This window comes from Streptomyces sp. NPDC001902, assembly GCF_042891295.1.
GTDB lineage: Bacteria > Actinomycetota > Actinomycetes > Streptomycetales > Streptomycetaceae > Actinacidiphila.
On sequence record NZ_JBIATA010000019.1, the window covers coordinates 141,490 to 156,251 of the forward strand.

Consider the following 14,762-nt stretch of genomic DNA (forward strand, 5'->3'; position numbering starts at 1 on the left):
GTGACCGGACGCTGGGAGTTCTGGATCGACCGGGGCGGCACCTTCACCGACGTCGTCGCCAGACGGCCGGACGGCGGCCTGGAGACGTGCAAGCTGCTCTCCCACGACCCCGGGCGCTACCGGGACCCCCCCGTCGAGGGCATCCGGCGCATGCTGGGCCTGGACCCGGGCGAACCCGTGCCCGCCGACCGGATCTCCGCCGTCAAGATGGGCACCACGGTCGCCACCAACGCCCTCCTGGAACGCAAGGGGGAGCCGACCGTCCTCGTCGTCACCGAGGGCTTCCGTGACGCGCTGCGCATCGCGTACCAGAACCGGCCGCGGCTCTTCGACCGCCGGATCGTCCTCCCCGAGGCGCTCTACGAACGCGTCATCGAGGTCCCCGAACGCATCGGCGCGCACGGCGAGGTCGTCCGCCCCCTCGACCCGGCCGCCACCGCAGCTGCCCTGCGTCAGGCGCGCCGGGACGGCCTGACGAGCGTCGCCGTCGTCCTGCTGCACGGCTACCGCCATCCCGCCCACGAGCAGGCCGTCGCGCGGGCGGCCCGCGAGGCCGGGTTCGACCAGATCAGCTGCTCCCACGAGGTCAGCCCGCTGATCAAGCTGGTCCCGCGCGGCGACACCACCGTGGTGGACGCCTACCTGTCGCCGATCCTGCGCCGTTACGTGGACGAGGTGGCCGCCGAACTGCGCGGCGTCCGGCTGATGTTCATGCAATCCAACGGCGGGCTCCGCGAGGCCGGCCACTTCCGCGGCAAGGACGCCGTGCTGTCCGGCCCGGCCGGGGGAGTGGTCGGCATGGCCCGTACATCCCGGCAGGCCGGGTTCGACCGGGTCGTCGGCTTCGACATGGGCGGAACCTCCACCGACGTCTCCCACTGGGCGGGCGAGCTGGAACGCGTCCTCGGCACCCAGGTGGCGGGCGTACGGATGCGGGCGCCCATGATGGACATCCACACGGTGGCGGCGGGCGGCGGCTCCGTCCTCCACTTCGACGGGCAGCGCTACCGCGTCGGCCCCGACTCCGCAGGTGCCGACCCGGGCCCCGCCTGCTACCGCCGCGGCGGCCCGCTGACCGTGACCGACGCCAATGTGATGCTCGGCCGTGTCCAGGCGGCGCACTTCCCGGCCGTGTTCGGCCCGGACGGCGACCAGCCGCTGGACACCGAGGCCGTCCGCGCGGGCTTCGCGCGGCTCGCCGAGGAGTCCGGGGCCGCGACCGGCGACCGCCGCACCCCGGAGGAGGTCGCCGCGGGCTTCCTGGAGATCGCCGTCCTGAACATGGCCAACGCCGTCAAGAAGATCTCCGTGCAGCGCGGCCACGACATCACGCGCTACGCCCTCACCAGCTTCGGCGGAGCCGGCGGCCAGCACGCCTGCGCGGTCGCCGACGCCCTGTCCGTCGACACGGTCGTCGTGCCCCCGCTGGCCGGTGTGCTGTCCGCGTACGGGATCGGCCTGGCCGACGCCACCGCCATGCGCGAGCGCTCCGTGGAGACCGGACTCGGCGAGGACGGGCTGCCCGCGCTGCGCAAGGCCCGCGACGAGCTCGACGGCCTGGCCCGCGCGCAACTGCGCGAGGACGGGGTGCCCGACGACACCGTCGAGACCGTCACCCGCGTCCACGTCCGCTACGCGGGCACCGACGCGGCGCTCCCGGTGCCGATGGGCACGGTCGACGCCATGCGCGAGGCGTTCACCGCCGACCACCGCGCCCGGTACGCCTTCACCATGGACAAGCCCCTGGTCGTCGAGGCGGTCTCGGTCGAGGCCGTCGGCTCCGCGGGCCCGCCCGGACGGCACCACGTGGAGCCGCCGGCCCGCGAGGGCCCCCTGCGACCGGCCGCCGAGGTGTCGCTGTACACGGAGGGCCGGCGGCAGGGCAGCCCCTTGTTCCGCCGGGACGCAATGCGCCCGGGCGACACCGTGGACGGGCCCGCCGTGATCGCCGAGGCCGACGCGACGACCGTCGTCGACCCCGGCTGGCGGGCCGCGGTGGGCGAGCACGGCCACCTCCTGCTGACCCGGGTGCGGCCGCGGCACGGCCGGGTGGCGGTCGGCACCGAGGTCGACCCGGTGATGCTGGAGATCTTCAACAACCTCTTCATGTCGATCGCCGAGCAGATGGGGGTGCGCCTGGAGAACACCGCCCACTCCGTCAACATCAAGGAACGCCTGGACTTCTCCTGCGCCCTGTTCGACCCCGAGGGCAACCTGATCGCCAACGCCCCCCACATCCCGGTCCACCTCGGCTCCATGGGCGAGTCCATCAAGGAGGTGCTGCGCCGGAACGAGGGCACCATGCGCCCGGGCGACGCCTACGCCGTCAACGACCCGTACCACGGGGGCACCCACCTGCCCGACGTCACCGTCGTCACCCCCGTCTTCGACGACGAGGGCCGGTCCCCGCTCTTCCTCGTCGCCTCACGCGGCCACCACGCCGAGATCGGCGGCCTCACCCCCGGCTCCATGCCCGCCTTCAGCCGCACCGTGCACGAGGAGGGCGTCCTCTTCGACAACTGGCTCCTGGTGCGCGACGGCCGCCTGCGCGAGGAGGAGACCCGCGCCCTGCTGGCGGACGCCCCGTACCCCTCGCGCGACCCGGACACCAACATCGCCGACCTGCGCGCCCAGATCGCCGCGAACGAGAAGGGCATCGCCGAGTTGCGGCGCATGACCGCGCAGTTCGGCCTCGACGTCGTGCACGCCTACATGCGGCACGTGCAGAACAACGCCGAGGAGTCCGTGCGGCGCATCGTCGCCGGCCTGGACGACGGCGACTGCGCGTACGAGACCGACAACGGCGCGGTCGTCCGCGTCGCCGTGCGCGTCGACCGCGCGGCCCGCTCCGCCGTCCTGGACTTCACCGGCACCTCGCCGCAGCAGGAGGGCAACTTCAACGCGCCGCGGTCCGTGGTCATGGCCGCCGTGCTCTACGTCTTCCGCACCCTCGTCGCCGACGACATCCCGCTCAACAGCGGCTGCCTGAAGCCGCTGGACGTCCGCGTCCCCGACGGCTCGATGCTGGCCCCGGAATACCCCGCGGCCACCGTCGCCGGCAACGTGGAGACCTCCCAGGCCGTCACGGGGGCCCTGTACGCCGCGCTCGGCGTGCAGGCCGAGGGCTCCGGCACGATGAACAACGTCACCTTCGGCAACGACCGGGTGCAGTACTACGAGACCGTCGCCAGCGGTTCCGGGGCGGGCGAGGGCTTCGACGGCGCCGACGCCGTACAGACCCACATGACCAACTCCCGGCTCACCGACCCCGAGATCCTCGAGTGGCGCTACCCCGTCCGCGTCGAGGGCTTCGCCCTGCGCGACGGCAGCGGTGGCGACGGCCGGTGGCACGGGGGCCGCGGGGCCGTCCGCCGCATCCGCTTCCTGGAACCCATGACGGTCGCCCTGCTCTCCGGCCACCGGCGGGTCGCCCCGTACGGCCTGGCCGGCGGCGGGCCCGGCGCCCTGGGCGAGAACCGGATCGAGCGCGCCGACGGCTCCGTCACCCCGCTCGGCGGCGTCGACTCCGCCGACGTCGGGCCCGGTGACGTCCTGGTCGTCGCGACGCCCGGCGGGGGCGGCTACGGGGCCGCAGGCGGCTGAGGGGGCCCGGGCGCGGGGCCGCCCGGACCGTGCCGTTTGGGATGATGTCGGTCCGAGCGCCTAGTCTGTGCGTCGTGACCACGACCGTTCCGCACCAGCTCAGCGGCGGTGTCCGGCCCGCGCCGGGGCCGGCCGCGGACGAGGGCCTGGCCCGCCGGCTCAAGGCCCTGGCCTGCACCGCGCCGCTGCACGACCTCGACGTGCGCAAGGCCAACCTCGCGGGCGAGTACTCGGTGTACGCGATGGCGGAGGTGGCCCTGGCCGCCATCGACCTGGTCACGCTCAACATGGACTTCGACACCGGTGCCGACCACGACCAGATAATCTCCCGTCTGCTGCCGCGCATCGCCGCCCAGGCCCCCGGCCGTCCCGCCGCCGAGCACGAGCGGGTGGGCCGCTGGGTCCTGGAGAACCTGATCAACGTCGGCAGCGTCGACCGCGGCTTCCGCGCCGTCTACGGCACCTTCGGCCCCGACGGGGCGTACGTCCGCCGTGACTACGACTTCAAGTTGATCGAGGAGGTACCGGGCCGCGACGGCACCGTCTACCTGCGCACCACCGACGAGGCCGTCAACGTGCTCGTCGGTGCCCTCGACACCGACGTGACCAGCGCCCAGATCGCCGCCGAGGTCAAGCTCGAGGTGCTGATCAACCGGGGCCGCCTCGCCGACGCCCAGCTCGCCGCGGAACAGGCCCGCTACCGCACGGTGCAGTACGCCGAGACGCTGCGCCGCGCCCTGGACGCCACCCGCCGCAACGTCCGGGCGGTCGACTGGATCCGCACCGTCCCCGACATGATCGACGAGGCGCTCGACCACGTCGCCGACCGCTACCGGCACGAGAACGCCATCCTGACCAACATCCGCAAGGCCAGGGACGAGTCGGAGGACCCGGAGCACAAGCGCCGTGCCGCCGAGCTCGTCGACATCGTCAAGGACTGCATCCGCCGCCACACCCAGCTGCAGTCCCGGCTGCTGGAGGCCGGGCCGATCTTCCGCGCCGAGCAGGACCGGCAGGCCTTCGCCGCACCGCGCGGCGGCGCCCTCGTCGGCATGCTCGACCTGTACGGGCAGCTGGTCGCGCCGGTCCTGCCGCTCCCGGTGGAGCAGGCCACCCGGGTCACCGACGCCTGGTTCGCCCGCGGCACGGGCCTGCGCACCCCCGCCTCGGTACGCGTCACGGACCTCGTGGACGCCCTGCTCACCCCGCCGCTGGAGCGCGAGCACCTCGGTGCCGAGATGCCCGAGCCCGACCTCGTCGCCACGCCTGACGACAGCCGGTTCAGCGAGGAGCAGCTCGAGACCGCCCTGGAACTCCTCGACCTGCCGCACGACGCCCCCCGCCGGCTGTCCGGGCTGCTCGCCGAGGCCCGCCGCCTCGATCCCGAACTGCCCTACCTGGTGGCCCTGCTGGCGGTGCACGCCGCCAGCCCGCCGGTCGGCACCGCCTACCGCCAGGGCGAGGAGCGGCTGCTGTTCGCCGTGGACGACGGCACCGGGCTGGACGACCCCGAGTTCGGCGGCGCCGACCTGATCGTGGGCACGGCCCGGCTGGACGCCGCCGGGATGGCCGCCGAGCGGTCCGAGGTGGCGTGACGATGAGCGAACCGACCATCCGTACCGAGGAGACGACCCCGTGAGCGACCACCGCGACGGCGAGAGCACGCAGCCGCCCGCAGCGGCCCCCGGCCCGGCGGCCGTCACGCCGGGCGACGCCGCGGACGCCGCCCGTCTCGTCTCCTTCGGCCTCCAGCCGAAGCTGCTGCCCGCGCGCGACGTCGAGTACGCCGAGCTGATCCGGCGCTACCGCGAGGACCCGCTGTTCTCGCGCCTGGCCGACGCCGTGGCCGCCGGGCTCGGCCTGGTCGTGCTGGAGGTCTCGCCCCGGGCCGGCATGGCGCTGGCCGCCGACGAGGACTCGGTCTTCGCCGTCCGCATGGGCGACTACTCACGCCGCGCCGCGTCCGACGCGGGCGACCGCTTCCTGCACGGCCTCGCCCACCTCGCCACCGCCGCCATGGCCTTCCCCCGCCCGGAGGACCTCGCCGACGACGCGTACATCGGCCGGGTCACCGTCAACGGCATCGACGGCTTCCTGCGCCAGGCCTGCCGCAGGCTGGAGGAACGGGCCGAGGAGCAGGGCGAGAACACCGACCCGGCCAGCGACGCCCCCGGCCTGGAGGCCGCCTGGCGGGTCTACGTGCGCCGCAGCTCCACCGGCGCCACCAAGGACGCCCGGCGCCTGGCGGGCTCCACCACCGGCATCGTCGGCAAGGCCGTCTCCTTCCTCGTCGACTCGGGGTTCCTGCAGCGCACGGGTGACGAGTCGGGCGGCACCTACCGCACCACCGCCCGCTACCAGCTCCAGGTGCGCGACATGGCGGGCAGCGCCGCCATGGCCGAGCTCCTCGACCTCGGGATCGTGCCCCGGGCCGGTGACTCGGCGGCCCTGATGCCGGCCGCGGACGGCGGCGACCTCGACCTCGTGACCGGAGCCGGCCTGCCCTTCCACTCCTGAAGCGGCGCCCCGCCCCCGCACCCGCCTCCCGGATCCTGCCGATCCACCCGAACCCGCCGACCACAGACCACCACGAGAGCCCCCCATGTACGAGCTGTCCCGGGTCCGCCTCTACTCCATCGGGCCCGCCGGTGCGCGCTACGCCGACACCGTGCTGGACCTGCGCGGAGTCGGCGAGCCCGTGCCGCACCCCGCCCCCGCCCAGGCGGAGTTCTTCGAGGACGAGCCGACCGGCCCGCCGCGCCGTCCGGCACCGGCGGGGGTGCTGTTCCTGGAGAACGGCGGCGGCAAGTCCGTCCTGCTCAAGCTGATCTTCTCGGTCATGCTGCCCGGTCACCGCAACACCCTGGGCGGCGCCAGCTCCGGAGTGCTCCGCAAGTTCCTGCTGGCCGACGACTGCGGCCACGTCGCCCTGGAGTGGCAGCACACGGTCACCGGCGAGCTGGTCGTCGTCGGCAAGGTCAGCGAGTGGCGCGGACGCCAGGTCTCCTCCGACCCGCGCAAGTTCGCCGAGGCCTGGTACTCCTTCCGGCCCGGTCCGGGGCTCAGCCTGGACTCGCTGCCCGTCGCCGAGTCCACCGCGGTGCGGACGCCCGTCGAGGGCGCCTCGGGTGCCCGCGGGCGCCGTCGCACCATGAAGGGCTTCCGTGACGCCGTGACCGACGCCGCACGCTACTACCCGCACCTGGAAGTGGTGTGGGAGGAGATCCACGACCGGTGGAACGAGCACCTGGGCGAGCTCGGTCTGGACCCCGAACTCTTCCGCTACCAGCGGGAGATGAACGCCGACGAGGGCGAGGCGGCCGGCCTGTTCGCGGTGAAGAAGGACTCCGACTTCACCGACCTCCTGCTGCGCGCGGTCACCGACACCCGGGACACCGACGGCCTCGCCGACCTCGTGCACGGCTTCGCGGGAAAGCTGGGCCGCCGGGCCGAACTCACCGCGGAACGCGACTTCACGGCGGGCTCCCTCGAACTGCTCGGCCGCATCGTCGACACCACCGCCGCCCGCGACCAGGCACGCGGCGTCCACGCCCAGTCCGAGCGCCGCAGCCGCGCCCTGGCCCGCAGGCTGTCCGCGCGCGCCCGCGAGGAGCGGGGCCGCGCCGCCGAGCTGGCACAGGAGACGGCCCGTGCCGCGCACACCGTCACCGACGCCGAGGCCGCCCGCGGCCGCAGCGCCCTGGTCGCCGCCGAACTCGCCTACCGGCACGCCTCGCTGGCCCTGGCGTCCGGCGAGAAGAGCGCCACCGCGCTGCGCCGCGAACTCAACGACGCCCGGACGCTGCAGTCCGCCTGGCAGGCCGCGGAGATCGTGCTGCGGCACCGGGCCGCAGCCGACCGCATGGCCCGGGTCACCACCGCCATCCGCGAGGCGGAACGGGACGCCGCGCCCGCACTCGCTGCCCGTGCGAAGGCCGCGGGCGATCTCGTCCGCGTGCTGCGGGCCGCCGCGGACACCGCCGACGAGCGGGCGGACGCGGAGGAGGAGCGGTCCGCGGGACTCCAGGCACAGTCCGAGGCGGCGCACCGCGACGCCACCGCCGCCGCGACGGAGGCGCAGCGCGCGCGCAGCGAGTCCGGGCACCTGGTGCAGCGGCTGGCGGAGGTCGAGCAGGAGACCGCCGAGGCGGTCCGGACGGGCTGGCTGGACGACTCCGCCCCCGACGCCGACCCGGCCCGCGCCGCCCTGGAGGCCTCGGACGCGGAGAAGGCCGCCGCGACCGCCGCGGAGGCCGCCCGTGACGCCGCCCGCCGGGCCGGTGACCGGGCCCGCGAGGCGGCCGCCGCCGACGCGCGCGCCGAACTGTCGGCCGCCCGCGCGGCGGACGCCCTCGCCGCGGCCGAGGCCGCCCACTCCGCCGAGTCACGCGTCGCGGACGCCCTCGCGGCCGAGCCGCGCCTGGCCGAACTGCTCAGCCTGCCGCCCGCGGGGGCCCCCGGCACCGTCCCGGCGGCCGGCACCGCGGGGGACACCGCCGCGGACCGCGGCCCCGCCGCCATCCCCGCGCAGACCTCCGCGGCCCGGCGCACTGCGGCCGGGGCCGGACGGCGTCCCGCCGAGCAGGGCCCGCTGACCGCGGCCGAACTCGACACCTTCGCGGAGCCGCTGCAGGAGATGCTGGACGGCGCGGTGGCCTCCGCCGAGCGGCAGTTGTTCGACCTGCGCACCGCCGCCGCCGACGACGCCCGCATCCTGGCCGCGCTCGGCGACGGCGGGCTGCTGCCGCCGGGCCCCGACGTCCTCGCCACCGTCGAGCACCTGGGCGAGCACGGCATCCCCGCGCTCCCCGGCTGGCGGTACCTGGCCCAGGCCGTCGACCCGGCCGACCACGCCGCCGTGCTCGCCGCACGCCCGGAACTGGTGGACGGCGTGGTCGTCACCGACCCCCAGAGCTACCTGCGGGCCCGCGAGGTGCTGGCGCAGGCGGCCCTGCTGCCGCGGTCGACCGTCACGGTCGGCACGGCGGCGGCGCTGCTCGCCCCGCCGCCCCCGGCGGGCACCGAGCCCGAGCTCTTCCTCGTCCCGCCCAACCCGGCCATGCACGACGAACTGGCCGCCGACGGCGAGCGCCAGGCGCTGCGCGGCCGCGCGACCGCCCGCGAGGAGGACATCCGCGGGCTAGCCGCCCGCCTGGCCGAGGACCGCACGCTGGCCGCCCGCCTCTCCTCGTGGCGTGCGGGCTGCCCGAGCGGCCGGCTCGCCGAACTCGCCGCAGCCGTGGAGACCGCCCGGGAGACCGCGGGGGCCGCCCGCGAGGAGCTCGCCGAGGCACGCTCCGTACGGGTGGAGGCCGACGAGGCCGCAGCCGAGGCGACCGCCCTGCGCGACGAGCGCCAGGAGGTGGCGCAGCAGGCCCGGCGGGCCGCCGACGCGCTCGCCGGTCTCGCCTTCCGGCTGCGGGAGCGGGCCAACTGGCAGCGCAGGACGCGCGAGCTGGCCGAGGACGCCGTCGAGGCCGAGACCCGCGCCGAGGCCTGCCTGACCCTGGCGCGCGCCGCCGACGAGGACCGCCGTGCCGCCCAGCGCGCCGCGGACGACGCGCGGCGTACCGCGCGCGTGCTCCGCGCCGAGCGCTCGGAGATCACCGGCGCCCCCGACGAGGCCCTGGAGGACGAGGACGGCGCCGGGCAGCCGGCCGGCTCGCTGCCCGCCCTGCGCGAGGCCTACCGCGCGGCCTCCCAGGTGTACGAGAAGGTGGGCGTCGGCGCCGACCTGCGGGCCGAACAGGCCCGCGCCGAGAGCACCGAGCAGTCCGCGCTCGCCGAACTGGAGCGCCTCACCAACAAGGTGCGCACCCGCGCCGCGCAGCTGCTGGAGGGCCCGGACGGCGCCGACGGCCCGTCGCGGCAGGCCGCGGCCGCCCGCGCGGAACAGCTGGTGGCCACCCTGGACTCCCGCGCCGCCGCCGCGAGCGAGCAGCTCGGACGGCTGCGCGGCGAGGCCGAGCGGCACGCCCCGGCGGACGGCGGGACGCACACCGAGCTCCCCGGGGAACTGCTGCCCCGCGACGCCGAGCACGCCCAGGAGCTGCTGCGCGGTGCCAACGGCGAACTGGCCACCCGCACCGATGCGCTGGCCCACGCCCGGGACGGCCACGGCGACCTGGTGCGCGCGCACCGCGCCGCCGAGGACGCCGCGAGCGGCTTCGACGAACTCGCCGCACTGCTGCGGGACCTGCTCCGCGACGGCGACCGGCAGTCCGAGGACGGCGAGGAGGAGCCGGAGCCCTACTCCGGCTCCCTGGAGGAGGCCAGGACCGCCGTCGCCGAGACCCGCCGGGGCCTGCGCGGCTGTGCCGCCGACCTGTCGGCGGCCGAGTCGCAGTTGCGCGAGGCCTGCGACGTCCTCGTACGGCACGCCAACGCCGCCCGCTACGAGCAGGTGCGCACCCCGGCCCGCCAGCAGATCCGCGAACTGCCCGCGTCCGCACTCCCCGAGCACGCGGCGGCCTGGCACGCCGCCTTCGAGCCGCGGCTGCGCGTCCTGACCGACGAGCTGGAACAGCTGGAGCGCAACCGCGACAGCATCGTGGACCGGCTGCGCGGGATGGTGGAGTCCTCGCTGACCACCTTGCGGTCGGCGCAGCGGCTGTCCCGCCTGCCGGAGGGGCTGGGGGAGTGGTCGGGGCAGGAGTTCCTGCGGATCCGCTTCGACGACCCGGACCACGCGGCGCTCGACGAGCGGCTCGGCGCCGTGATCGACGAGGCGACCCGGGCAGCGGTCCGCAAGAACTCCGACCTGCGCCGGGACGGCATGTCGCTACTGCTGCGCGGGGTCGCGGCCGCCCTCGAACCCAGGGGGGTGGCCGTCGAGATCCTCAAGCCGGACGCCGTGCTGCGCGCCGAGCGCGTCCCCGTCGGGCAGATGGGGGACGTCTTCTCCGGCGGCCAGCTGCTCACGGCGGCCATCGCCCTGTACTGCACGATGGCCGCGCTGCGCAGCAACGACCGCGGCAGGGACCGGCACCGGCACGCGGGCACGCTCTTCCTCGACAACCCGATCGGCCGCGCCAACGCCACCTATCTGCTGGAGCTGCAGCGCGCGGTCGCCGACGCGCTGGGCGTCCAGCTGATCTACACCACGGGTCTGTTCGACACCACGGCGCTCGCCGAGTTCCCGCTGGTCGTACGGCTGCGCAATGACGCGGACCTGCGCGCGGGCCTGAAGTACATCAGCGTCGAGGAGCACCTGCGGCCCGGACTGCCCGCGACGGACCCGGAGTCCGAGCCGGTGCACGGCGAGATCACGGCGACGCGGATGTTCCGCCGCCCGGCGGACCAGCCGGCCCCGCAGGGCAGCTGACCTCCGGGCGGCCCGTCCCGAAGGCCGTCCGGGCCCACGGGAGGGTGCGCCTCCCTCAGGCGGTACGCGCGCCGGTACCGGGCAGCTGCCGGCGCCGTGCGGCGGCACGGGCCCCGGCCCGGGCCCGGCGCCGTTCCCGCCGGCGCTCGCGGCGCAGCCTGCGGGCCGCGCTGCTCGGGCTGGACACCACGCCGTTGCGCTGGTTCCAGACCTGGCGGGTGATCCACACGTCCAGCACCGCCCAGGTGGCGACGACGGTGGAGGCTATGGCGGTGAGCATCGCCGGCGCCGCGAGCCAGGACTCACCGGCCGCCCCCAGCATGGCGATCACCGCGGCGATCAGGGTCAGTGCGACGACGAGCACGGCCCGCACGGCCGCCCGGCGCACCGGGTCGGGCATGCGTGGCCGCCCGACGGGCTCATCGACCCACAACGGCCGCCGGGTCTTCCGCGGCGGAATGTCGCGATCCAGTGCGTCCTCGACGAGGTCGTCCATGAAATCTGCTCCCCTGCGGGATACCGGTGATGCGGTGCCGGATCCCCGATGTCCGACTCCAGAGTGGCTGCCCGGTTTCCGCCGATGAATGCCCTCCGCATTCCGGAGCGCCCCTCCCCTCCTGTCATACGACGGAAAGGCACCGCGGGTTCCCTGTGCGGTGCATTTCGGCCAGCCGCGCCGGCCGTTCATCCGTACGAATCGGGTCGTCCCGGGGCAAGAGCGGAAGCAGGGCTTTCGGATTGGTCATCCGGCAGTAGTAGGCTCGCGCCGTTTGCAGTCGGAACACGACAGCCCTTGACCGGGTTTGACGTTGGGGAGGCCATGCGCTTTCGCGGTACGACGATCCGGCGGAAGATCGTGGCACTGCTGCTCATTCCGCTGGTGTCCCTCACGGCCATCTGGGCCTTCGCCGCAACTCTGACGGGGCGTCAGGTCTGGGGCCTCTTCGGCGTCGAGCAGACCGTCAACGCACTCGGTTACCCGGTCGAGGACAGCATCCAGGCGCTCCAGCAGGAACGCCGTTCCGCCATGCTCTACTTGGCCGATCCTCGACGTTCCGACGCCCGCGGTACCCTGCTCGCCCGCGAGCGCGAGACGGACAAGGTGATCGCCCGGCTGCGCGGCAACGCGGCCTCCGGCGCCAACCGGGAGCGGCTGGCCCCCGACGCGCTGCGCCGGCTCGACCTGGTCGTCCGCGAGTTCGGCGGCCTGGAGACGCTGCGCGACAAGGTCGGCAAGGGCACCATCGGCCGCAACGACGCCTTCGCCGCGTACAGCGGCCTCTTCGACCCGGCCTATGCGTTCCTGGACTCGCTGAACCCGCTCAACAACGTCGCCATCGACAAGCAGGGCCGCGCCCTCATCCAGGTCACCCGGGCCCGCGAGGCGATCAGCCAGGAGGACGCCCTCATGGTGGCGGCCATCTCGGCGGGCCGCATGAGCGCCGCCGAGATGCGCTCCTTCACCTTCGCCGTCGCCGAGCAGCGCGCCTACTACGCCGACAACCTCCACCTGCTGACCGCCGACGAGCGCGCCCTTTACGACGCCTACTGGGCGGGGCCCTCCGGCCGCGCCCTGCGTGCCGCCGAGGACGCGGTCATCTCCGCGGGCGCGTCCGGCGCGCCCCAGGCCGCCGACCGCGCGTCCTGGCAGACCACGGCCACCACCGCGCTGACCGACCTGGACCGCCTGGGCGTCGAGGCGGGCGACCTGCACAAGAAGCGTGCCGAACCGATCGGCATGCGGCTGGTCGCCATCGCCGCGGTCGCCGGTGGCCTCGGCCTCATCGCGGTCGTCGCCTCCGTCTTCGTCTCCATACGCGTCGGCCGCAGCCTGATCCGCGACCTGTCCCGGCTCCGGAAGGAGGCCCAGGAGGTCTCGGGCGCCCGGCTGCCGCGCGTCATGCGCCGTCTCGCCGCGGGCGAGGAGGTCGACGTCGAGACCGAGGCGCCGCGGCTGGACTACCCCGACGACGAGGTCGGCCAGGTCGGCAAGGCCGTCAACACCCTGCAACGGGCGGCTGTCGAGGCCGCCGTGCGCCAGTCCGAGATGCGCCGCGGCGTCTCCGAGGTCTTCGTCAACCTCGCCCGTCGCAGCCAGGTGCTGCTGCACCGCCAGCTCACCCTGCTGGACGCCATGGAGCGGCGCACCGAGGACCCGCAGGAACTCGCCGACCTCTTCCGCCTCGACCACATGACCACCCGCATGCGCCGCCACGCCGAGGGCCTGGTGATCCTCTCCGGCGCGGTGCCGTCCCGGCAGTGGCGCAAGCCGGTGCAGCTGATGGACGTGGTGCGGGCGGCCGTCGCCGAGGTCGAGGACTACGAGAGGGTCGACGTGCGCCGGCTGCCGCGGCTCGCCGTCACCGGCCACGGCGTCGCCGACCTCACCCACCTCATCGCCGAGCTCATCGAGAACGCCACCGTGTTCTCGCCGCCGCACACCAGCGTCCAGGTGCACGGCGAGTCCGTCGCCAACGGCTTCGTCCTGGAGATCGACGACCGCGGCCTCGGGCTCACCCCCGACGCCATGCTGGAGGCGAACCTCCGCCTCGCCGAGACCCCCGAGTTCGAGCTCTCCGACACCGACCGGCTCGGGCTGTTCGTCGTCAGCCGGCTGGCCCAGCGCCAGGGCGTCCGCGTCTCGCTGCGCCAGTCCCCGTACGGCGGCACCACGGCCGTGGTGTTCGTCCCGGCGTCGCTCCTCACCGAGTCCGGCGAGGACCAGCCGGACGAGCCCCTGGACGAGACCCTCGACGGGCCCCGCGACGAGACCGCCGTTGCGGCCGTCGTGGAGGCCCGGGCGCCGGCCGAGCCGGACGAGCCCCGGGTCGCACCGATGTCGGCCGCCACCGAGCACAGCTTCCGTCAGTGGGGCCTGGTCCCGGAGCCGGACGACGAGCCGCGCGAGCACCGGCCGCACGTGCCGGAGACCGTGGGGACACCGGCGCTGACGGCCGCACCCGACGCGGTGCCGGCGGACGCGCCCACGGTCCTGCCGCGCCGCCGCCGGACCCCGGTCCTGGTCGCCGAGAACGGCCGGCCGGTCGGCGAGGCGCCGCGGCCCGCCGACCCCGCAGCGCAGGAGGAGCCCGCCGGTGCGGGACTGCCCCGCCGGGTCCGCCAGGCCAGCCTCGCCCCGCAGCTGCGCAGCGACTCCACCACCCAGACCCGTAGCGCCGCCACCGGCGGCGCGGACGACGACGGCGGGCACGAGCGCTCGCCCGAGGAGGTGCGCGACCGCATGGCCTCACTGCAGCGAGGATGGCTGCGTGGCCGCGCGGACACCGCCGACGACCTCGGCACCGACGGCACCGACGACGTCCGCCCCACCGACCGCCCGGGAACCACCCCGGCGGAGCGAGGGGGCGACAGCGCAACCAGATCCACCACGGAGGGGAACGGTCCATGACCGCACCATCGAGCCCGACCCGCGAGCTCAGCTGGCTTCTCGACGAACTCGTCGGCCGCGTGGCCAGCATCCGCAAGGCGCTGGTGCTCTCCAGCGACGGCCTGGCCACCGGCGCGTCCGAGGGCCTGACCCGTGAGGACGCCGAGCACCTCGCCGCCGTCGCCTCCGGCTTCCACAGCCTCGCCAAGGGCGTCGGCCGGCACTTCGAGGCCGGCAAGGTCCGGCAGACCCTCGTGGAGCTGGACGAGGCCTTCCTGTTCGTCACCGCCGCGGGTGACGGCAGCTGCCTGGCCGTGCTCGCCGACGCCGACTCCGACGTCGGACAGGTCGCCTACGAGATGGCGCTGCTGGTGAAGCGGGTCGGCGTGCACCTCGCGACCGCCCCGCGGACCGACGACGACGACGCGGCGCGGGCGGTGTGACGAG

At 75.1% G+C, this 14,762-nt stretch carries 7 protein-coding genes; 6 read left to right on the top strand and 1 reads right to left on the bottom strand.

The window, feature by feature from the left end; genetic code table 11:
* From ACFYYN_RS28010 to ACFYYN_RS28025, 4 genes are all read left to right on the top strand, one after another.
* Complete coding sequence (locus tag ACFYYN_RS28010) at nucleotides 1–3,603, top strand: hydantoinase B/oxoprolinase family protein (RefSeq protein WP_500547970.1); 3,603 nt, start codon at nucleotides 1–3, stop codon at nucleotides 3,601–3,603.
* Nucleotides 3,604–3,647: 44 nt separating this feature from the next.
* Entirely contained in the window at nucleotides 3,648–5,198 is a 1,551-nt protein-coding gene (locus tag ACFYYN_RS28015; RefSeq protein ID WP_500537617.1) for a hypothetical protein, read from the top strand.
* A 40-nt stretch (nucleotides 5,199–5,238) separates the two neighbouring features.
* Entirely contained in the window at nucleotides 5,239–6,120 is an 882-nt protein-coding gene (locus tag ACFYYN_RS28020; RefSeq protein WP_500547971.1) for a hypothetical protein, read from the top strand.
* Nucleotides 6,121–6,205: 85 nt separating this feature from the next.
* A complete protein-coding gene (locus ACFYYN_RS28025; protein ID WP_500547972.1) occupies nucleotides 6,206–10,927 on the top strand; it encodes a hypothetical protein in 4,722 nt (1,573 codons plus the stop codon).
* A gap of 55 nt (nucleotides 10,928–10,982) precedes the next feature.
* On the opposite strand, the gene ACFYYN_RS28030 is transcribed toward ACFYYN_RS28025, so the two are convergent.
* Complete coding sequence (locus tag ACFYYN_RS28030; RefSeq protein WP_500547973.1) at nucleotides 10,983–11,423, bottom strand: hypothetical protein; 441 nt, start codon at nucleotides 11,421–11,423, stop codon at nucleotides 10,983–10,985.
* Nucleotides 11,424–11,747: 324 nt separating this feature from the next.
* Here ACFYYN_RS28030 and ACFYYN_RS28035 point away from each other — a divergent pair, with 324 nt between their 5' ends.
* Together ACFYYN_RS28035 and ACFYYN_RS28040 are read left to right on the top strand one after the other, a co-directional pair.
* Nucleotides 11,748–14,336, top strand: a complete 2,589-nt coding sequence (locus tag ACFYYN_RS28035; protein WP_500547974.1) for a sensor histidine kinase — start codon at nucleotides 11,748–11,750, stop codon at nucleotides 14,334–14,336.
* Nucleotides 14,333–14,758 (top strand): roadblock/LC7 domain-containing protein, encoded by a 426-nt coding sequence (locus ACFYYN_RS28040; RefSeq protein WP_500359627.1) that lies wholly within the window; start codon nucleotides 14,333–14,335, stop codon nucleotides 14,756–14,758. Before ACFYYN_RS28035 ends, ACFYYN_RS28040 begins: the two co-directional genes overlap by 4 nt.
* Nucleotides 14,759–14,762: the final 4 nt, after the last annotated feature.